Annotated in this window: 14 protein-coding genes; 11 read left to right on the plus strand and 3 right to left on the minus strand. The window is 64.4% G+C overall.

All coding sequences use genetic code 11. The annotated features are described in order from the left end of the window. Positions 1-216: 216 nt before the first annotated feature. Positions 217-1,170 carry a DMT family transporter gene (locus EU811_RS02545; RefSeq protein WP_142936935.1) on the plus strand — a complete coding sequence of 318 codons (954 nt, stop codon included), beginning with the start codon at positions 217-219 and terminating at the stop codon, positions 1,168-1,170. On the opposite strand, the gene EU811_RS02550 is transcribed toward EU811_RS02545, so the two are convergent. Beyond that, positions 1,167-2,090 (minus strand): carbohydrate kinase family protein, encoded by a 924-nt coding sequence (locus tag EU811_RS02550; RefSeq protein ID WP_142936936.1) that lies wholly within the window; start codon positions 2,088-2,090, stop codon positions 1,167-1,169. The two genes, EU811_RS02545 and EU811_RS02550, sit on opposite strands and share 4 nt — an antisense overlap. Positions 2,091-2,181: 91 nt before the next feature. Between EU811_RS02550 and EU811_RS02555 the strand changes: the two genes are divergently transcribed. The 9 genes from EU811_RS02555 (at position 2,182) to EU811_RS02595 (ending at position 18,255) form a co-directional block, all read left to right on the plus strand. Then, entirely contained in the window at positions 2,182-2,676 is a 495-nt protein-coding gene (locus tag EU811_RS02555; protein WP_142936937.1) for a metallopeptidase family protein, read from the plus strand. 10 nt (positions 2,677-2,686) lie between these two features. Continuing rightward, the gene (locus EU811_RS02560; RefSeq protein WP_142936938.1) at positions 2,687-3,607 is read left to right on the plus strand and encodes a cation diffusion facilitator family transporter; all 921 of its coding nucleotides are present in this window, start codon (positions 2,687-2,689) and stop codon (positions 3,605-3,607) included. A gap of 156 nt (positions 3,608-3,763) precedes the next feature. Continuing rightward, positions 3,764-4,039 carry a hypothetical protein gene (locus tag EU811_RS02565; protein WP_142936939.1) on the plus strand — a complete coding sequence of 92 codons (276 nt, stop codon included), beginning with the start codon at positions 3,764-3,766 and terminating at the stop codon, positions 4,037-4,039. 81 nt (positions 4,040-4,120) lie between these two features. Next, positions 4,121-14,635 carry a non-ribosomal peptide synthetase gene (locus EU811_RS02570; RefSeq protein WP_142936940.1) on the plus strand — a complete coding sequence of 3,505 codons (10,515 nt, stop codon included), beginning with the start codon at positions 4,121-4,123 and terminating at the stop codon, positions 14,633-14,635. Between the two features lie 72 nt (positions 14,636-14,707). Next, positions 14,708-14,920 (plus strand): MbtH family protein, encoded by a 213-nt coding sequence (locus tag EU811_RS02575; RefSeq protein WP_142936941.1) that lies wholly within the window; start codon positions 14,708-14,710, stop codon positions 14,918-14,920. Next, positions 14,917-15,897 carry an ATP-binding cassette domain-containing protein gene (locus tag EU811_RS02580; RefSeq protein ID WP_142936942.1) on the plus strand — a complete coding sequence of 327 codons (981 nt, stop codon included), beginning with the start codon at positions 14,917-14,919 and terminating at the stop codon, positions 15,895-15,897. The genes EU811_RS02575 and EU811_RS02580 overlap by 4 nt, the downstream gene beginning before the upstream one ends. Then, the gene (locus EU811_RS02585; protein WP_142936943.1) at positions 15,894-16,694 is read left to right on the plus strand and encodes an ABC transporter permease; all 801 of its coding nucleotides are present in this window, start codon (positions 15,894-15,896) and stop codon (positions 16,692-16,694) included. The genes EU811_RS02580 and EU811_RS02585 overlap by 4 nt, the downstream gene beginning before the upstream one ends. After that, positions 16,691-17,464 carry a 4'-phosphopantetheinyl transferase family protein gene (locus tag EU811_RS02590; protein WP_142936944.1) on the plus strand — a complete coding sequence of 258 codons (774 nt, stop codon included), beginning with the start codon at positions 16,691-16,693 and terminating at the stop codon, positions 17,462-17,464. The genes EU811_RS02585 and EU811_RS02590 overlap by 4 nt, the downstream gene beginning before the upstream one ends. Positions 17,465-17,487: 23 nt before the next feature. After that, positions 17,488-18,255: a type 1 glutamine amidotransferase domain-containing protein gene (locus tag EU811_RS02595; protein ID WP_142936945.1), complete on the plus strand. Its 768-nt coding sequence runs from the start codon at positions 17,488-17,490 to the stop codon at positions 18,253-18,255. A 313-nt stretch (positions 18,256-18,568) separates the two neighbouring features. Here the strand turns inward: EU811_RS02595 and EU811_RS02600 are convergent, their stop codons facing one another. Further along, positions 18,569-19,606, minus strand: a complete 1,038-nt coding sequence (locus EU811_RS02600) for a universal stress protein (protein ID WP_142936946.1) — start codon at positions 19,604-19,606, stop codon at positions 18,569-18,571. A gap of 418 nt (positions 19,607-20,024) precedes the next feature. On the opposite strand from EU811_RS02600, the gene EU811_RS23725 reads away from it, so the two are divergent. Continuing rightward, positions 20,025-20,717 (plus strand): FAD-binding protein, encoded by a 693-nt coding sequence (locus tag EU811_RS23725; RefSeq protein ID WP_165450139.1) that lies wholly within the window; start codon positions 20,025-20,027, stop codon positions 20,715-20,717. A 162-nt stretch (positions 20,718-20,879) separates the two neighbouring features. Here the strand turns inward: EU811_RS23725 and EU811_RS02610 are convergent, their stop codons facing one another. Then, complete coding sequence (locus EU811_RS02610) at positions 20,880-21,677, minus strand: NlpC/P60 family protein (RefSeq protein ID WP_142936948.1); 798 nt, start codon at positions 21,675-21,677, stop codon at positions 20,880-20,882.

Below are 21,677 nucleotides of genomic sequence, written 5' to 3' on the forward strand. Positions count from 1 at the left end.
GCGATATTCCCAAATCGAGGTCTGCGCAGTGTTCCGGGCCACAAACTGAAGGCTCACCGAGGGGCGACGTCTCACCTCAACCAAGCACCCAAAGAGTCGAGAGCTCACCCCTCGCCAGTACGGCAAGGGTACGGGCTGGCGACATTGGCAGGATCTTGCCCTGACGTGTCTGAAAACCGCCAGCCACCTCCGCCGCGTGCCGGATAGATTTGCCCTATGACAACCACCACCCCGGCCGAACCCGGCCAGCCTTCCCCGGGCCTGCCCCAGCGCACCACCCCCGCGCCGGGAGCAGCCATCAGCAAGCTCGGCATCGCGGCCGTCATCATTACGGTGGTCCTGTGGGCTTCGGCCTTTGTGGGCATCCGCGCAGTGGGCCCAAGCTTCTCCCCCGGTTCCTTGACGCTCGGACGCTTGGCAGTTGCCGCCGTCGTGCTTGGAATCGTGGTGCTGCCCACGCTGAAGGTCTGGCCGAGCGGCCGCGAGTGGTTGCCGATCGTGGCGTACGGGGTGATGTGGTTCGGCGGCTACAACGTGGCGCTGAACGCCGCAGAGCACATGCTGGACGCCGGCACCAGCGCCATGCTCATTAACGTCTCCCCCATCCTCATCGCGATTCTTGCCGGCATCTTCCTCAAGGAAGGCTTCCCGCGGTGGTTGCTGATCGGCAGCGGCGTGGCCTTCTGCGGCGTCGCCATGATTGCCTTGGGTTCCGGACAGCGTTCGACGGCGGACGTGGCCGGTGTGCTTTTGTGCTTGCTTGCCGCTGTGCTCGCCTCGGTGAGCGCGATCCTGCAGAAACCCGTTCTGCGGAAGTTCACCGCAGGGCAAGCGACGTGGTTCGGCATCATGGTAGGTGCCATCTGCTGCCTGCCATGGACGGGTCAGCTGATCGCAGAAGTCCAGGTAGCGCCGCTTCCCGCCACCCTGGGGCTGGTGTATTTGGGTATCTTCCCCACAGCCATCGCCTTCACCACGTGGGCTTATGCGCTTTCCCTGATCTCGGCTGGAAAGCTGGCCGCCACCACCTACCTTGTCCCGGGCACCACCATCCTGATTTCGTGGGCGGTACTCCAGGAGGTCCCCACCATTTGGGGATTGATCGGCGGCGTCATCTGCCTGATCGGCGTCGGGTTGACGCGACGCCAGACCCGCCAGCCCCGCAGTTAGCGGGCCATGCCCATCAGTAGTTCGCGGTGCGTGGGCGGGTTTGCACCCGGCCGGCCCACAGCAATGGAAGCAGCCATGGAGGCGATGGTTCCGATCCGTTCCAGCACCGTGGGCGCCAGGCCGTCGCTGCCCCGCAGCAGCAGCCCCATGATGAGCGCTGCCGTATAGGAGTCTCCGGCGCCGATGGTGTCCGCCACGGTAGCCGGAACGGCCGGAACGTTGAGTTGAATGTGTTTGGTGGCCATGAGCGAGCCCTTGACTCCTTGGGTCACCACAGCAAGCCCTGTGCCAAGGGCCAGCAGGTGGCTCGCGGTGTCCTCGAGCGCTTTGCCAGGGTAGAGCCACCGGGCGTCGGAGCCGCTGAGTTTAACCACGTCCGTCAGGGGCACTATTTCCTCGAACAGTGAGAGTGCCTCGTGGTGGCTTCCCAGAAGGTCGGGACGGATATTGGGGTCGTACGTGACCATGCACCCGCCCTGGGCCTGTTCCAGCAGGCTCCGGACAACGCTTGCACCGGGCTCCAGGAACGTGGCGATGGAACCGGTATGCAGGATTCTTGGCGCATAGGGCAAAGCGAGTGGAGCCAGCGCCCAGTCGATGTCGAAGGTGTAATCTGCTGAACCATCGGCGGTTATCCTGGCTGTCGCCGTCGCTGTCTTGCCCGCGGACATGGAACCGGGCAACAACACAACACCTGCTTTTTGCAGGTGCGCAGCGATGGCGTCACCCCGCTCGTCACGACCGATCGCTGTGAGCAGGCCCGTTTTCACGTCCAACAAGCCAAGGCCATAGGAGACATTCGCCGGCGAACCGCCGGGGTACTCCTTCTGCCCGTTCGTCGACTGGACGATGTCAATCAGGGCCTCACCCACAACGACGACGTCGAGGGGCTCAGGTGCAAGGGAAGCGGTGCCGGTCATGCGGTTCCTGTGTCTGTCGAAAAGAGGATTGAGTTCAGTATCTCCCATCACACACGGAGCCATTGCTGCGTTCGCGGACTAAAGTCGAATCATGCCCGCGAATCTTCCTCCCGGCCTGCCCATCATTCCCGACGGCGAGCGCCCCTCCTCACCGCTCCGGGAACGGAACGCAGTGCACAGTCCTGTCGAAAACAGGCGTGTTGATGATGTTCCAGGGCCTTACGAAATGTCGGCCGAAGATTTTGAAGAAGCCGTCAGTGACGCCCTGCAGCTGATCCCGCCCAAAGCGGCCAGCGCCATGGACAATGTGGCCATCTTCATCGAGGACGACTACACACCACAACCCGGAGAAGATCCTGGCACCGTGTTGCTGGGGCTCTACGAGGGCGTTCCGTTGACCGAACGGGATTCCTGGTGGGAAGCAGGCTCCCTCCCTGACCGGATCACGATCTTCCGCCAACCCATCCTGAACATCTGCAGCACCCGCGAAGAAGTTATTGATGAGGTGGCCATCACCGTGGTGCATGAGATAGCTCACCATTTTGGGATAGACGACGACCGCTTGCATGAACTCGGCTGGGGCTAGCCTTGTAGGCATGGGGCACGACCACAACCACTCCCACGGAGTCACAGCAACCGGCAAGCACCGGAAGCGGCTTATCGCCGTCCTGGCCATCACCTTAGGGGTGGTGGGCATCCAGGTGGTTGGCGCCGTCGTGTCCGGATCCTTGGCGCTGCTGGCTGATGCCGGACACATGCTTTCTGACGCCGCTGGAGTGTTCATTGCCCTGATGGCGGCGTGGATTGCTACCCGCCCAGCGAGCGACCAGCGAACATACGGCTACCAAAGGGCTGAGGTTCTGGCCGCGCTGGCCAATGCCCTAATCCTGATTGTGATTGCTGTGGTGATCATGATCGAGGCCATTCGCCGCTTCGGCGAACCCACGGAAATCCAAACGGACGTCATGCTGTGGGCTGCCATTTTGGGTGCTGTGGCCAACCTCGTTTCCTTGCTGATCCTCCAAGGGGCGCAGAAGGAAAGCCTCAATGTCCGCGGCGCCTACCTTGAAGTCCTGGGTGACCTTCTTGGCTCCATCGCGGTCATCGTGGCGGCCGTGGTGATCATGACCACGGGATTCAGTGCTGCTGATCCGTTGGCATCGGTACTGATTGCCCTGATGATCATTCCGCGTGCCTGGCATCTGCTCCGTGACGTGGTGGATGTGCTTTTGGAAGCCACACCCAAGGGCGTTGATGTAAACATGATCAGGGAACACATAGTTGCCGTGGACGGCGTGGTTGATGCCCATGACATCCACATCTGGACCATCACATCCGGCGTTCCGGTGTTCTCAGCCCACGTGGTGGTGGAGGATGCGGTCCTCAACGCGACGGGGGCGGACAACATCCTGGACCAGCTGGGCTCGTGCCTTGGCCGGCATTTCGACACGGAGCACTGCACTTTCCAGTTGGAGCCAGTGAGCCACTCCGAACACGAATCACACCAGCACGCCTAGGCCCTGATGTCCCGGGGCGGAACCAACCTGAGGGGCTCCGGTGTCCTGCCCCGGCCAGAGACGATCCCCATCCACGCGACCCGCAGCTCCGAATAACTGATGGCGCGTCACCCCGTGACGCGCGGACAACGTCAGCTATGTACTGGAGAAGATCCCGTGAACAAGCCCACCAAGAACGCCGCACGTTTCGCAGTCGGAACCGTCCTTGCAGCCTCCGCCTTCACCCTTGCTTCCCTCCCCGCACAAGCAGCAACAACAGCTCCTGCAGCCACTGCCGCTCCCGCCAGCACCAGCGCCCTCAACGGCGGCTTGTTTAACGGCCTGCTGGGTGGCGGCATTCTGAACGGCGGCCTCATCAACGGTCCGCTCATCAATGGACCCCTGATCGATGGAGATGTGCTGGGCCCCCTTCAGCTCGGCCAGTTCCAGTAACCCCACCTTCACGACGCGGCAGTCCTGATTCCCAGGGCTGCCGCTGCTTTTCCACGCCTCCCCCCACTGCAGAGAAGGATCATGAACTTCCCTATCCCCGCCTCCCCTGACCAGCCCGGCACTCCGGCGCACCAGGCACCAGCCCGGATGGGTTTATCTGCCGCGCAGCGGGGCATCTGGTACGCGCAGAAGTTGGCGCACAGCAGCCCCATGTACCAGATCGGGCAATTCATCGAAATCTCCGGGCCTTTGGATGTTTCACGCCTGGAAGCGGCCGTGGGCAGGGCAGTTTCAGAGACACCGGCATTGAACCTGGCATTCGGTGAGGACGACGACGGTCCGTTCCAGTACGCCAAGGCCATGGATGCCTCGGTGCAGTTCACCGACCTCACCGGTTGCGGCGACGAGGCAGCGCGCGAAAAGACTGCACGCGACTTGATGGACACGGATATGGCGCAGGCACGCAGCGTGGAAGACGGCGCGCTGCTCCACACGGAGGTCATCAGGCTCTCCGAAGGCCGGCACTTTTTCTACCAACGCGTCCATCACCTGCTTCTGGATGGCTACTCCGCGGTGCTGGTACTGCGTCGTGTCGCCGCAGTCTACGAGTCTCTGGGCACCGCTACTGAAGCCGCCGAAAACCCGATCCTCGATTTTTCTGCGCTGAATGAGCTGATTGCGGACGATCAGCAGTATCAGGGCTCAGCCGCGGCTGCAGCCGACGCGGAGTTCTGGGCTGCAGAGCTGGACGGACAACCGGCACCCGCTGGGCTCGCTGGCCGCCCTTCGGGAACGGCTGAGGCTTTGCTGCGATCAACCAGGACGCTCCCAAGGTCCGCGGCGGAGGCTCTTCAGTCAGCTTCCGGGAGTGCGCCTGCATTGATCCTGACGGCAGTGTCCCTGTACCTGCACCGGATGACCGGCGAGCAGCACGTCTCCTTGGCGCTCCCTGTGACAGCGCGCCGCGGGAAACTGGCCAAGTCCACAGCGTCCATGCTGTCCAACATCGTCCCCATCCGGCTGGACATCAGCCCCGGAGCCACTGTCCAGGACATGGTGGCCACCACGGGCGGCAAGCTGCGTGGAGCGCTGATCCACCAGCGGACCCGCTACGAGTCCATGACTGGACAGGGCAGCTACCTGGGACCATCGGTCAATATCCTTCCGGTTCTGGACGACATCGCTTTCGGTGAAGCCACCGGCACCATGCACATCCTGTCCACCGGCCCCATTGATGACCTGTCCGTCATTGTCCATGGCCTCGGGAACAACGCCTCCGACGGCGTCACTGTGCAGTTCGCCGCCAACGCCAGCCTCTACACCCAAGCAGACCTGGACAAGCACCTGACGCGCTTTGCCCAGCTTCTTGGCGAGCTTCTGGCCAACCCGGAAAATCCGACGGCGGCACTGTCAGTGACGTCGACGTCGGAGGAACGCTCCCTGCTCGCCGAGGGTGACGCAGAGTCGATGGACCTGCCGGGCCACACGGTTGTGGAAGAGTTCCAGGCCGTGGCCTCGGCCTCACCTGGGAGAACTGCCGTAGTGGCTGCTGACGGCCGCCTGAGCTTTGCCGAACTGGAACAGCGCTCCAACCAACTGTCCCGTTTTCTCCGCGAGCGCGGCGCCAAGCCCGGGAGCACGGTGGCCGTCAGGTTGGACCGCAGCGTCCTGCTGCCCGTGGCGATCCTGGCCATCCTGAAGGCGGGCGCCGCCTATGTTCCCCTGGACCCGGACTACCCTGCCGGCCGGGTGGAAGGCATGGTGGAGGACGCCGCACCGGTCCTCCTGCTGACGGAAACGGCCGTAAATGGGGACACTGACCAGGGACGGCCTCGCACCAGTGTGCCCGTGACTGTACTGGATTCCAGTGTGGTGTTGGCCGAGCTGGACAGCAAGGACCCGGCCCCGCCGGCACCCATCGCGGGACAGCATGATCTTGCGTACGTGATCTTCACTTCCGGCTCCACAGGCCGCCCCAAAGGCGTGGGTGTGGAACACCTGGCCCTGCTGAACCTGCTGACCTCGCATCGGGACAGGATTTTTGATCCTGCCGCATCGCGGCTGGGCCGCAGCCTCCGGGTGGCCCACACCGCGGGATTGTCGTTCGATGCGTCCTGGGATCCCATCCTGTGGCTCCTCGCTGGGCATGAGCTGCGCATGGTGGACAACCAGACACGGCGCGATCCCGAGGCCCTGAGCTTGTTCCTGGCCGAGGAGCGCATCGATTCGATTGAAACCACGCCGTCATTTGCCAAGGCGCTGCTGGCCGGCGGCCTTTTCGACCAGGACACGCACCCCTCCGTGGTGGCTCTGGGTGGCGAAGCCGTGGACCCGGCAACGTGGCGTGAGTTGGCCGCCCATGAGGGCGTGGTGGCCTACAACTTCTACGGTCCCACCGAAACCACCGTGGACTCGCTGACCGCAGTGATGGAACCCGGCACGGACGTCACCCTGGGTGGATCGGTGGCCAACAGCCGGCACTACATCCTGGACTCGGGCCTTAACCCGGTCCCCACCAATGCCATCGGCGAGCTGTACGTCGCCGGTCCCAACCTCGCACGCGGCTACCTTGACCAGCCTGGGCTCAGCGCAGGTAAATTCGTGGCCGATCCCTTCGCACTGGACGGCACACGCATGTACCGCACAGGGGATGTGGTGCGCCGCCTGGACGATGGGACCCTGCAATTCCTTGGCCGGATGGACCAGCAGGTGAAGATCCGGGGGTTCCGGATTGAACTGGCGGAGATCGAAGAGGTCCTCCGCGGCATGGAAGGGGTGGCCCAAGCCGCGGTGACGGTGACCAAGAACAAAGCCGGCTACGACCAGCTGCTCGCCTACGTCACCGCCTCCCACCCGGAACAGGAATCCGGGGGCAGCACAGCCCTGGACTCCGCAGCCATCCGCAAGGAGGCCCGCAGGACGCTGCCGGACTACATGGTCCCCGCAGCGGTGATCGCCATCGACTCCATACCCCTGACAGCAAACGGCAAGCTGGACACCCGCGCCCTGCCAACGCCGGAACCCGAGGCCGCAATCAGTGCGCCGCGCACACCGGCCGAGCGTGTGGTGGCTGATGCTTTCCGCGAAATCCTGGGCCTGGAATCCGTTGGACTTGAGGACGATTTCTTTGAGCTGGGCGGCCACTCCCTGCTGGCTACACGCCTCGCCGCGTACCTGCGCGACGCCACAGGTTCAGCTCCTGCCCTGCGCACCATCTTCGAAGAGCCCACGGTGGCGGGACTCGCCGCGGCGTTGGACAGCGACGGAACGAGCGCTCCTGTACTGAGTGTCAGGGATCGGCCCGCCACCATCCCGCTGTCCTTCGCCCAGCGCAGGCTGTGGTTCCTGAACCGTCTGGATCACCAGTCAGGTGCTTACAACATTCCCATTGTGCTGACGTTGAAGGGCCGTTTGGAGGTGGGTGCCCTGGAGGGTGCGCTCACGGATATCGTGGACCGCCACGAGACGCTTCGCACCATTTTCCCGTGGTCCAACGGTGAACCGCGCCAGGAGATCCTGCCGCCGGGAGCCATGCCCGCCAAACTTCTGGCCGTGCAGTGCGATGCGGGGAACCTGGACCGGGCCTTGCAGGCAGAAACCCAGCGCGGCTTCGACATCACCGGGGAACTCCCGGTCCGTACGGTCCTGTTCCAACTGGCGCCGGACCACCACGTCCTGGCCATCACGTTGCACCATGTGGCCGCGGACGGATGGTCCCTGGCTCCGCTGGCGCGTGATCTCTCCGAGGCCTACACTGCACGGCTGAACGGAGCGGAAGCTCCCTCCAACCAGCTGCCCGTCCAGTACGCCGACTACACCTTGTGGCAGCGCGAAGCCCTGGGACAGGAAGATGATCCGTCCAGCCCCATTTCACGGCAATTGGAATTCTGGGCCCGCGAGCTCAAGGGATCCCCGGAGGAGCTCCAGCTGCCCTACGACTTCCCGCGCGGAACCCGCGAAGGCGACCTCCCGGCGTCGTCGATTCCCTTGGAACTGGACGCCGGCACCACAGCGGGCCTGAACGCTCTGGCGAGGAAGCAGAATGCGAGCCTTTTCATGGTGCTCCAGGCCGCGCTTGCTGCGCTGCTGACAAAGTCGGGCGCCGGAGAGGACATCCCGCTGGGCACGCCGGTGGCAGGCCGCACCGACACGCAACTCAACGAACTGGTGGGCTTCTTCGTCAATACCCTGGTGCTGCGGACCAACACGTCCGGCAACCCCACCGCATCCGAGCTGGTGGAAAGCGTCCGGTACACCAACCTGCACGCCTACGGAAACCAGGACGCCCCTTTCGAGCGCGTCGTGGAGGAACTCAACCCCACGCGATCGCGCCACCGCCATCCCCTGTTCCAGGTGATGCTGACGCTGCAAAATACCCCCGACGCGTCGCTGTCCATGGAGGGCCTCGAAGCCACTGCGGACATGGGGAGGGAGCCGGGCGGGGCGAAGTTCGATCTCCTCCTGGACCTGGCCGAAACGGCCAGCGCCGGCATTTCCGGCTCGCTGGCCTATAACCCCGCGCTCTTCAGCCGGAGCACCGTGGAGCGGCTTGTTGAAGGGTTCATGCTGGTTGCCGGGCAGTTTGCCGACCACCCTGCTGTGACACTGGACCGCTTGCGTATTCAGACCCCAAGCCAGCATGCAGAAGTCCTGGCACACAGCTCCGCCACGAAACTCGACGTTCCGTGGCCCACCATCCTGGACGCCTTCGCGCAGACCGTCGCTGCGAATGCGTCCCGCATTGCTGTGGTGGCTGAGGGAACGTCGTGGAGCTTCCATCAATTGCAGGACCGGGTGGAAGCCATCGCCAAGGGACTCACTGCCAGGGGCGTCCGTCCCGGTGATCGCGTGGCCGTGGCCATTCCGCGATTAGCGGACGTCGTGGCCGCTGCCCTGGGCGTGCTGACTGCCGGTGCCGTATACATACCAATCGACCTCGCCTATCCCTCCGAACGGATCAGGATGATCCTGGAGGACAGCAGCCCGGCGGTAGTGATCGTTCATGGCCAGGCGGGTACCGGCGTCGAACCCTCCAAGGCGGTGACCCTCGCCAACCTGCTGGCGGCCGGGGAAAATGCCCCCGGAACGGCAACGGCAGAGTGCGCCCCCGGCGACCTCGCCTACGTGCTGTACACCTCGGGTTCCACCGGAAGGCCCAAGGGCGTTGCCGTGACCCACGGTGCCTTGGCCAACCTCTACGCACACCATCACCGCACCCTGTTTGCGCCGCGCCTTGCCGCGGACGCGGGAAACCCTGTTGCCGTGGCACACATCGCCGGGCTGGGCTTCGATGCTTCCTGGGACCCGATGCTCTGGATGGTGGCCGGCGCCGAACTGCACATGGTGGCCGACGCGGAGCGCGGCGACGCCGAAAGCCTCAGCCGATACTGCCTCCAGCACGGAATCGACGTCCTGGAAACAACGCCGTCGTTCGCCGCGCAATTGCTGCAGTATGGCCTGCTTGACCAGCACCGCGAACAGCCACTGATCCTCGCCCTGGGCGGCGAGGACGTATCCGGTGCCCTCTGGGAGCGCCTGGCCTCAGACCCTTCCGTCCAGGCGTTGAACTTCTACGGCCCCACCGAGTTCACTGTTGATTCGGTGATGGCGGAGATCACCGGCACCAAGCCAGTGATTGGCAGGGCCGCGGGAAACACATCCGCGTGGGTGCTGGACGCGTACCTCCAGCCGGTCCCCGCTGGGGTTCCCGGCGAGCTGTACCTGGCCGGCGACGGGATGGCGCAAGGTTATGACCAGCGCCCTGCCGAGACGGCCTCGCGTTTCGTGGCGAATCCCTTTGCGGCCGACGGAAGCCGCATGTACCGGACCGGCGACCTGGTGAGGCGTGACGCCACAGGTGTGCTTGAATTCCTTTCCCGGACCGATGACCAAGTGAAGGTCCGCGGGTTCCGGATCGAACTCGGTGAGGTGGAGTCTGCCCTGTCCAGCCATCCGGAGGTGCAGCACGTTGTTGCCGTCACCGATGGTGTTCCTGCCCAGCGAATCGTCGCCTATGTTGTGGGCGCAGTGGACACGGCCGAGCTACGGGCACACGCGGCCACCAGGCTGCCTGACTACATGGTCCCGGCCCTGATCATGCCCATTCCGGCGCTTCCACTGACCTCCCACGGAAAGCTGGACCGCAAGGCCCTTCCCGCACCCGCGGCAATGGGCGCAGGCGAAGGAACGGCTCCGTCCACTCCCGAGGAGCACGTCATGGCCGGAATCTTCGGTGAGGTTCTCGGGCTGGAGACGGTGGCCATGGATGATGACTTCTTCCTGCTGGGGGGACACTCCCTCCTGGCCATCACCATCATGGGAAAGATCCGGGAAGCCTTTGGCGCTGCCCTCCCGTTGCGGACGCTCTTCGATCAACCGACTCCCGGGGCGCTGTTGGGCGCGATCTCTGCCGGACGATCAGTCGGGTCAACGCCCGACGACGGCCCGGCAGCTCCCGCTGGCCAGGCACCTCATGCTGAGCTGGCATCTCATGCCGACCCCGCCCAAGAGACCGGCCCGACGCTCGCTGAGTGGCTGGAAACCGGAACGGCACGCCGCCATGGGAACCCAGCCCTGTCCTTCGCCCAGCAACGCATGTGGTTCCTCAATCAGCTGGATCCAGGCTCCGCCGACTACAACATCTCCCTGGCCGCCCAACTGGAAGTCGACGTGGATGAGCAGGCCCTCTCCGCCGCCGTCGATTCCTTGGTGGCCAGGCACGAGGTCCTGAGGACCAGCTACCCGGCAACTGCCGGCACCCCCCACCAGCTGGTCCACCCGGCCGGAGATGCGGGTGGGCTGCTGCGGATCATCCCGGTGGGCAGCGAGGATGAGCAAGCCTCCATCCTGGAAGCGGAAGCACGCACGGGCTTTGACGTCACCAGCGACCTCCCCCTGCGCGCGGTGCTGCTGCGCCGCGGTGACGGCCCCCGGCCTGCATGGATCCTCCAGCTGGTGATCCACCACATCGCCAGCGATGGTGCGTCCCTGGCACCGCTTGCCCGGGATCTTTCCGAGGCCTACTCGGCTGCTGTGACAGGAACCGGGAACAGCCGCGCCCCGCTCAGCCTCCAGTACGCAGACTTCAGCGCGTGGCAGCAGGAAGTCCTTGGTGCCGCAGGAGTGGCGGACAGCAAGGTCCGGTTCTGGCAGGAAACCCTGGCGGGCATACCCACCGAGCTCACCCTTCCAGCCGATCAGCGCCGCCCCCGTGAGGCCCGGCAGCCCGGAAAACAGCGCACCTTTGAGCTCAGTACCGAAACTTTGAAGGCCCTGAACTCCCTGGCGGCTACCTCCAACGCGAGCCTGTTCATGACGCTCCACGGCGTCCTGGCCGGATTCCTGCAGCGCATGGGGGCCGGCGATGACATCGTGATCGGCTCACCCACGGCAGGGCGCGCGGACCCGGCCCTGGCGGACCTGGTGGGATTCTTCGTCAACACCTTGCCGCTGCGGATCAGCGCCGCCGGTTCTCCCACCGTGCGTGCCATGGTTGACCGTGCCCGCACCAGCGTGCTGGCAGCGTTCGATCATGACGACGTCCCGTTTGAACGGCTGGTGGAGGTACTGAACCCCGCCCGTGAGCTGGGACGGCACCCCCTGTTCCAAACGATGCTGACGGTGGACAGCTCCCCCGCTTCCGTTCCGGAACTGCCCGGTGCAACAGTCACTGCGCTGCCGGACGACGGGTCGGGCGAGGCGAAGTTTGACCTCTCCTTCACCTTCCGTCCCGCCACCGCTGGTCTTTCAGCCACGCTGGAGTACAACGCGGCAATGTTTCAGGACGCCACCATCGAACGGCTGGTCAAAACCTTGGTGCGTTTCGTGGAGCGGGCTGCCGCTGATCCGGAGACCCGTGTGGCGGAGGTGCCCCTGCTTGACCCCGAGGAAGCCGACGCGTTGGCGGGGCTGACAGCGGGACGGGGTTCCGGCGTCGTACATCACCCGGAAGAGTCCGACGGCGTCCTGGCCGCCTTCGCTGCCAGTGTCCAGTCCGCCCCGGACTCCGTAGCGCTGGTCAGCGGGGACAGCAAGGTCACCTTTGCTGAGTTGGCAGACTCCGTGGTGCGTGTGGCGGACGGACTTCACATGGAGGGGGTGGCCGCGGGCGATGTTGTCTCGGTGTTCCTGCCCCGGTCCGCCGGAACCGTCCAGGCGATGCTTGGCGCAGTTGCAGCCGGTGCGGTTTACAACCCGTTCGATACCGAGTACCCGGATGACCGTGTGGTGGCCATCCTGGAGGATGCCGGGCCTGCCGTGGTGGTCAGTTCCGAATCGGAAGCGGACCGCATGGCCGCTTTGCTGTCCACGGTTGCTGCCCGGAACCCTGGCCGTGCTGTTCCGCGCCTGGTGTTGCTGTCCGGACTCCTTGAGACGGCGGGGGCCACGGGTTTCGGCTCGCCCCAGGAACTTCTTGAGCGCCAGCCGGCAGGACGCAATCTCGCCTACGTCATGTTCACCTCGGGATCCACGGGGAGGCCCAAAGGAGTGGAGGTCAGCCACGGCGCGTTGGCAGCTCTGCTGGAATCGCACGGTGAGACCCTCTTTGCGGGACTCGATCCCCACACCACCGGGGCTCAGCAGAAGGTGGCCCACACCACCGGAGTTGGCTTTGATGCATCGTGGGATCCCATCCTGTGGATGGTTGCCGGGCATCAACTGCACATGGTGGGCGAGGACATCCGGCGGGATCCCGCCGCGTTGGCAGGCTACTTTGAAGGGCAACGCATCAGCGTCTGGGAAACAACGCCCGGGTACGCGAGGCATTTGCTGACCGAGCCGGCGTTCACCAGGGTGCTGGACGGAGACGGCTTCAGCCTTGCCTTGGGTGGCGAAGCCTTCGATCCCGCCCTCTGGGACACGCTGTCCACCAAGGACAACGTGACCGCCTGGAACCTTTATGGTCCTACGGAAGCCGCGGTGGATACCGTGCTGGCGCGCGTCAGTGACCACACGGCCCCGGTGCTGGGAGCTGCCACGTCCCGGACCGCGCTGTATGTCCTTGACCCTTTGCTGCAGCCGGCGCTGCCCGGAGTTTCCGGCGAGCTCTACATCGCGGGCAAGCAGCTGGCCAACGGCTACCGGGGCCAGCCGGGACTGACGGCTGAACGCTTTGTGGCCGATCCCTTCAGCGCCGATGGCGGGCGCATGTACCGCACCGGTGACCTGGTGGTGCGGCACGCTGACGGGAGCATCGTCTTCTCCGGACGCAACGACAATCAGCTCAAGATCCGTGGGTTCCGTGTGGAGCCCGGGGAGATCGAGCAGGCCGCCACCACCGCGGTTGACGTCCAGGCCGCCGTGGTCCGGGCAGTGCCCTCCGGGGACAGCGTGCGGTTGGTGGCCTGGGTGGTCCCCACGGCCGGCGTTCCCGTTGATACCAAGGATGGCGCGGCGGACTTCGCTGACGGCGTGCGCGCCCACCTGCGGAACATGGTGCCGGATTACATGGTGCCTGCGGCCGTGGTGGCCATCCAGGAGATCCCCCTGACCCATCACGGCAAGGTGGATTTTGCTGCCCTGCCGGAAGCGGACAGCGCGCCGCGCACGTCCGGCAAGGCTCCGCGGACTCCACGGGAGCAGACGGCGGCCGCCATCTTCGCGGATGTGTTGTCCCTGGACAAGGCAGGAGTGGACGAATCGTTCTTTGAACTGGGCGGGCATTCGTTCCTGGCGCAACCGTTGATTGCCCGGATCAATGCAGCGCTGGGAACATCCCTGCAGGTCCAGGCCTTGTTCCGTGCGCCCACGGTGGAGGGGCTTCTGGCCGAAGCCGATCGGAGCGTGGACGATGGCGCCGCCGCAAGCCTGCGCCAGGTTCTTCCCCTGCGCACCAGCGGCACCAAAGCGCCCCTGTTTGCCGTCCACCCGGCGTCGGGTATCGCGTGGGGCTACGCTTCAATGCTGGGTTCGCTGGATCCGGAGCGGCCCCTGATCGGGTTGCAGATGCCGGGCATGGAACCGGGCGCAACCCACGCCGTCACCGCGATGGACCTCACGGAACTCGCGGACAGTTACATTGCCCGCATCAAATCCGTTCAACCCTCCGGCCCCTACCATCTCCTGGGCTGGTCCTTTGGTGGGCATGTGGTCCACCGCCTGGCTACCCGGCTCCAGGAACGTGGCGATGAGGTTGCGTCACTGGCCATCCTTGACGCGTTCCCCGGAAACCAGGAGAGCAACGATGATGTGGGGGCAGGTGTCGGAATTTGGGCTGCCTTCCTGGAGGCACAGGGCTACGCCCTGGACGAGTCCGACTACGAGGATCTTGGCGCTGCAAAGGCCCAGGAGATCCTCCGTAGGAACCACAACCCGCTGGGTACCGTTCCACTGGACGCCGTGCAGGCCATGGTGGAGAACTTCCCCGTGCTGGCGCGGCTGATCAGGGAACAGGAACCTGCAATTTTCGACGGCGACCTGCTGCTCTTCCGGGCCACCGTGGAGGTTCCTGAGGGCACGCCGCGAGCGGATGCCTGGGAGCCGTACATCACCGGTCGCGTGACCGCCGTGGACGTGCCGGAAAGGCACTCCCGGATGTTAAGTGACGCAGCTCTCCCGGTAATTATGCCCGCCCTGGCCATCCAGCTGGGGGGTTGAGTCCGAACCACTGGAAACGCTCCGGAACCCGGGGCATTGTTTACGCCGGAACAACCCGAAAGGTCAATCCCCGTGACGAACCCGTTTGATGACACCTCAGCAACCTTCTCCGTCCTGGTCAACGAATACCAACAGCACTCCCTGTGGCCTTCCTTCGCGGCCACACCCAAGGGGTGGGTAGCCATGTTTGGCCCGGACAGCCGGGAAGCCTGCCTGGATTACGTGTCTCAAACGTGGACCGACATGGCGCCCCGCAAGGTTGCCGAGCTGGCTGCCAGCCAGTGATCCGCGTAGACAATGTCCGTAAGTCCTACGGCTCGTTCACGGCCCTGGATGGCTTGTCCCTGGACGCCCCCGAAGGCACGGTGCTGGGATTGCTGGGGCCCAACGGCTCCGGCAAAACCACCACCGTCAAGGTGCTCACCACCTTGCTGACCCCGGATTCAGGGGACGCTTGGGTGGCCGGCCACTCGGTCCGCACCGACCCGGAATTGGTCCGCCGCAACCTCGGCCTCTCCGGGCAGTACGCCGCTGTGGATGAGAAGCTCACGGCTTTTGAGAACCTCCACATGGTAGGGCGCCTTTACGGAATGAACCGCCGGAATGCCACGGCACGTGCGCATGAACTGTTGGCAGATTTCCGCCTTACGGACGTGGCCGGCAAACGGGCCGGGGCTTTCTCCGGCGGCATGCGGCGGCGGCTGGACCTTGCCGGCGCGGTAGTGGCCCGGCCCAAAGTCGTGGTGCTGGACGAGCCCACCACGGGTTTGGACCCGCGGGGCAGGCTGGATACCTGGGACGTGGTGGCCGGGCTGGTATCGGGTGGAACTACTGTCCTCCTGACCACCCAGTACCTTGAGGAAGCAGACCGGCTGGCGGACCACATCGCCGTGATCAACCACGGCTCCGTGATTGCGGAAGGCACTGCCAGCCAGCTCAAGGACCGGGCCGGTTCAGAACGGGTGGACGTCACCGTGAAGAATGCGGCCGATCTGCGCAGCGCAACCTCCGTGCTGATGGAGGCAACCGGCGGAGTTGTCATTCCGGAGGTGGACGAGGCCGCGTTGAGTGTGTCCGTTGCTGCTCCCGGCGGCCATGGCGTGCTGGTCCGGGTCCTGGCCGAGCTGGATGCACGGTCCCTTCCCGTGACCGAAGCATCCCTGCGCCGCCCCACCCTGGACGACGTCTTCCTCCAGCTCACCGGAGGCTCAACGCAAACCCCCCACCAGAACAGCGAAGACAAGCAAGGGGTGCCCGCATGAGCGTCATCACTGCCGCTGTCCGGGACAGCTCCGTCATTGCCCACCGCAACCTGCTCAATGTTCTCCGCACTCCCGGCGCCCTGGTCACCGGCGTCGTGCAGCCGGTCATGTTCGTCCTTCTCCTGGGCTTCGTCTTCGGCGGCTCCCTGGGTGGCGACCAGTACCGCAGTTTCCTCATTGGCGGCATCCTCGCCCAGACCCTGACCTTCAACGCGTCCTTCACGGCTGTGTACCTGGCCAAAGATCTCCAACTCGGACTCATTGACCGTTTCCGCTCCCTGCCAATGTCCCGGGTGGCAGTGATCCTGGGACGCACTACCTCGGACCTCTACACCAGCGTCATCTCCATCGCGGTGACTCTGGTGTGCGGAATCGCCGTGGGGTGGCGGATGAACACGGGGGCCCTGCAACTGCTCGCTGCACTGGGCGTCCTGCTGCTCTTCGCCTTCGCGGTGTCCTGGATCGGGGCACTGATTGCCCTCACCGCCCGCAGCGTGGAAGTCGCGCAAAGCGTTGGCCTGGTGTGGCTCTTCCCTGTCACCTTCGTGTCGGGGGCCTTTGTCTCCACCGCGTCCTTGCCGGGTCCACTGCGTGCCATCGCCGAATGGAACCCTGTGACGTCCGTGGCCACGGCCGTGCGTGAGCTCTTCGGAAACGCCGCACCGTCAGGCTTCGTTGCGCCGGGCGGGTGGCCTGCTGACAACGCCCTGCTCTACGCCGTCGCATGCAGCCTTGCCATCATCGCGATCTTCGCGCCCCTGGCGATCATGAAGTACCGGCGCATCAGCAAGCTGTGAACAGCAAGGCAGGGACCCCCAGCGTCGGGTACTTGATCATGCGCTCCGCCGACGTTGAGGCGGCCTGTTCCGGCGCCGGCGGCATGGACCGCTTCCTCACCTCCGAAGAAAAAGACGCACGACGCCGGTACCGCACCTCTGCGGACAGCCGCGACTATGCGGCGTCCCATGTACTGCTTCGCCTGCTCGCCGCACACCGGCTCGGCCTGGATGCCCTCGATTCGCCGGAGCTGGACATCACCCGCCAATGCCCTGGATGCGGCAGTTCAGCCCACGGGCGGACGACGATGCCTGGGATGTCGCTGAGCCTTTCCCGCAGCCATGGCTTGGTCATGGCGGCCGCGGGTCCGGCCACTGCCGCGGTGGGTGTCGACGTGGAACTGGTACCTTCGGCACTTTTCGACGGCTTCGACCACTACGTTCTTTACCCTCGCACGCCGGATGCCATGGATGTGCGGGAAAAGATGGGTCAGTGGGTTGCCAAGGAAGCCATCCTGAAAGCGGCTGGGCTTGGGCTCAGCATCCAGCCGTCCACCGTGGCACTGCTTTCCGACGGCGAGTCGCGCGGGGTTCTTCGGGCGGAGTGTCCGGGCCAGCCTCTGGTGCACGGGCTCAGGGTCCATCCCGTCCCGGCCGCCCCAACCCACCTGGCTGCAGTTTCTGCCAGGACCATCGACCCGCCTAGGTTGATGAATGCCGCCGAAGTGCTGCCTGCCGGCAGTGCCCGGCAGGCTCCATGGAGCTTGCAAATGAGCAAGACACAATGTTGAACACCGACGAAAAGGAGCATCTCATGAAGAAAATCCTCATGGTACTGACCAGCGTTTCCGAGATCGGCGATACCGGAGAAAAGACCGGCTACAACGTGGCCGAGGCAGCACACCCCTGGAAGGTCTTCAAGGATTCCGGGCATTTCGTCGATTTTGCCTCCATCAAGGGGGGCCAGCCGCCCCGTGACGAAGTGGACACGGATGACCCCATCCAGGTTGCGTTCACCGAGGACGAGACCACCCGCGCCGGGCTGTACAACACCGCACGCGTGGACGTTGTGGATCCCGGCCAATACGACGCCGTCTATCTGGTGGGCGGCCACGGCACCATGTGGGACTTCCCGGACAGCGAAGGGCTGCAGAACCTGGTTGCTAGCGTCTACAACGCCGGGGGCCTGGTGGGTGCTGTATGCCACGGACCGGCAGGCTTGCTGAACGTGGAATTGGATAATGGCTTCCGACTGGTGCAGGGCCGCGACGTGACCGCCTTTACCAACGACGAGGAAGCGGCCGCAGGCAAGGACAAGGTCATCCCATTCTTCCTGGCAGACCGATTGGAAGAACAGGGTGCCCGCCACGTTTCCGCCCGTGTCTTCGAGGAAAAAGTGGTCGTGGACGAGCGCGTGGTAACTGGCCAGAACCCGGCCTCCGCCGCGGGAGTTGCCAAGGAGATGGAGAAACTCTTCGCGGAGGTCATCCATCAGGAAAAGGCCGAGGAGCAGCACGAGGCCGAGGCCGTGCGCGCCGAGAAGGACGCCCGCAAGCAGGCAGCGGCAGACGCCGAAAACTGACCTGTTTTTCAGCAGGGTCTAAGGGTCGGGTTGAACCGCGGCAGTCCTCGCAGCCGTTGGCTGATCCCTTCGATGGGGGCAGCCATCGCGGCCTCGGCCGCGGACGTTTCACCGGATACTGTCTCCATGCCGCGACTGATGAAGCACCGTAGACGCGTTCCAGGTCCGGCCGCAGAGTTCGCACATGTTCTGGCATGCTCGTTGAGCTGACTGCCGTGGCGGCCCCCGGGGTCCGGACGGATGTCTGAGGTGCAGACGGCCGCTTGAGGTGGGCCCGAGTCCAGCCAGCTCCGGCCCACCGCTGCTGCTGAAGCTAGGTCACACCCAGCATGGGTCCAAACTTGTGACGGTCCGCCAGCCGGGGATCATCCCTGTCCGGAACAACCAGCACTGGCCCCTTGGCGTGATGCAGGACTCCGTCTGATGTTGACCCCAGCAGCATTCCCGCGAATCCGCCTCGGCCACGTGTTCCCAGAACAACCAGCTCGACGCTGCGGCTGGTTTCCACAAGAACATCGACGGGCGAGCCATCCCGGAGGTCCGTCTCAATGGCCAACGAAGGGAAGTGGCTTCTGAGCCAGGCAACACCGGCGTCAAGCTGGACCCTGATATCGGCGAAAAGGGCATCGCGGTCCAACGGAGCCGGAACCCACGCCAGGGAACCGCTGTACTGCGGAACAGCGCAGATGACGCGCAGTGTGGCTCCCATGCGCTGCGCTTGCTCGGCAGCCTCGAGCACAGCAACGCGTGCTTGTTCGGAGCCGTCAACGCCTACTGCAACCACGTTTTCCACAGTGCGCGGGCCCGTTTTGGCGTGCTCGGCCTTGATGTGTTTGTCCTCGGTGTTCTCACCGAGGCGGTCAGCGCAATAGAGCGGGACCGTCACCGTGGGGCATTTGGCGTGCGCGGGCAGGGCACTACTCACCGAACCCAGGAGGCGCCCGACGAACCCACCGCGACCCCTGCTGCCGAACACCAGCAGCGCGGCCTCCTCGGAAAGGTCCAACAAGACACCAGCGGCATCACCGTTTTCCACGGAAGCATCGACGTCAATGGCATATCCGGAGACTTTGTCCAAGGCTTGACGAACGATCGCATCAGCGCCTTCGCGGATGACAGAATCGTCAACTGTTGCGTAGCCACCGTCCAAGCCGGAGGCCGCGAAAATTGGCACGGAGTATGCCGTGACAATATGCAGCGGAAGCTGGCGGCGCTCCGCCTCCCGTGCGGCCCAAACCAAGGCGCACTGACCGTGCTCTGAACCATCCACCCCGACGACGATGCCACCAGGTTCCACAACCTGGTCCTGGCCGTCCGGTGACTCTTCACTGTGTCTTCCGTGCTGGTCCATGGGGGCCTGCCTCTCCACCTACTGCTTGATGTTCCGGCTATTCTGCCAGAGGATCCCGGCCTGGAACTTCCAGACTGTTTTATTGCCAACGGCCGGGGCAGGAGAAACCCGGAAATTCCTCCTCCCAATGCTCACTATTCTCGGTCAGCAGTGGCGAATCAAGACGACATTTGGCTATGTGCATAACGGTCAGGGCTCGGTTCCCGGCGGTCCCTGGGGTGCTCGCGGCGAAGAGACAAAACGCGCAGGCGGAGAGGCTATCCATGGCCGAAAAAGTTCGGTAGTGTTCGAGTCACCGAATGGCCGGAAAACGTGTCTCACACCACACGCCCCGGTCATTTACTTGCGGCCGCTTGGGGAACTCGGACGCGATCCCACGCGATGCCGAAAGGCACACACGTCAAGGAGGAACCAAGCAGTGTCACTCACGCCTGATTCCGGCACGGAACGCACCACCACCGTGATCATCGGAGCCGGCCTGTCCGGCTTGGCAGTTGCCAGCGAACTCAGCCGCTACGGCGTGGGTTCGATCGTGGTAGACGGGTTCGGCGCGTTATCCACTACTGGACCGTCCGTCCATACAGGCATGCTCAAACGCACCGACGCCGCAGATCCGGCAGCAATGCAGGAACGAAACGAAATCCTTCGCCACCTGAGGAACTACGCTGCCAGTCATCACCTGGACGTTCGCAACACCACTCGCGCTGTCCGCTTGGATTTCCTGGGCTCAGATCCCTCACGGCATATCGGATACGGTGTGGCCGCCAGCATGACAACCACAGGCCTGAGGACCGGGCTCCACGCATCCGGCCCCCACGAATCCCATCCTCGCCAGTGGGCAATCCACACAGCCCAAGGCGTTCTCCTGGCAGACCACGTAGTAGTGACACGCTGCGCCCAAAGCCAGCTACGGCGCATGCTGGCCGAACTTGGCATAGCAGTCGGCCAGAATCTTGCCGCGGCCATGCGGGCCGTAGGAATGCACCTGGTGGGCGTCGGAGACCTCATCACTCCGTCCCCCAAGGAAGTGCTGCGGCAAGCCAAAGCAGTGGGTCAGGCCATCTCCTCCAAGGTTGCCCTGCCGGCGGGTCCCGGCGTCGCCATCGCCTAGGAAGTCCCGCAAGCAAACGCGCTACCACCCCCGCAAGCCGGCCAAGTCCGCCGTCGTACGTCCCGTACTGAACTTTTACGAACAGAACTTAACGCCAAAGGCCGGTGCCTCCGGAGACATAAGTCTTCGAAGGCACCGGCCTTTGAACTGAAGCGTGAGGCTTTATGCGCCAGCGCGTACGTAGGTCAGGGGACCCGTTGCGGTCAACCAGCTGATCGGGTGGATGCCCGTCTGGTTGCCGTTGATGCCACCGCTGATGGCCTGGCCGTTGCCGATGTAGATAGCAACGTGGCCGGACTGGACGATCATGTCACCGGGCTGGGGATCGCTGACGACCTTGCCGTAGTTCATGAACTGCATGGGACCGAGGTCGCCTACCGGGATACCTGCGGAACCAAGGGCCTTTTCGACCATGGCGGTGCAGTCCTGGAAGATACCAATCTGTGCGTAAGCCGAAGCAACCATGGCTGCGTTGACGCCGCCGGCGGCGGGGGCAGCTGCAGGAGCAGCGGCAACCGGTGCGGGTGCGGCAGCAACAGGAGCAGCAACCGCGGCCTGAGCGGCAACGGGAGCTGCAGCAGCAGCCGTGGTGACAGCTGCCTTCTTGGCTACAGGGGCCTCAACAACGGGGGCCGGCTTTTCGATGACCGGAGCTGCTACGGAAGCAACTGCGGGACGCTCGAAATTGACGGTAGCCGTCGACAGGGCGGTAACAACCTTGGTGGGTGCCTCGGAAACGGTCTCAGCAACCGTTGCGGGGCTGGAATCGCGCTGAACCGGGGTCTCAGCTGCGTGAGCAGCAATGGAACCGGTCAAAACGAGGCCAGAGGCTGCTGCGATAACAGCTGCCTGACGACCAGCGCCTGAAGCGTTGCTGGCAACTGCCTTCGAGATGGAGATGAACGGATTAGGACGTACGCTGTCCGCCTTACGACGGCCGCGAAGAATGCGTGAAGACAT

The sequence above is a fragment of the Arthrobacter sp. TS-15 genome (assembly GCF_006964045.1).
Lineage (GTDB): Bacteria > Actinomycetota > Actinomycetes > Actinomycetales > Micrococcaceae > Arthrobacter.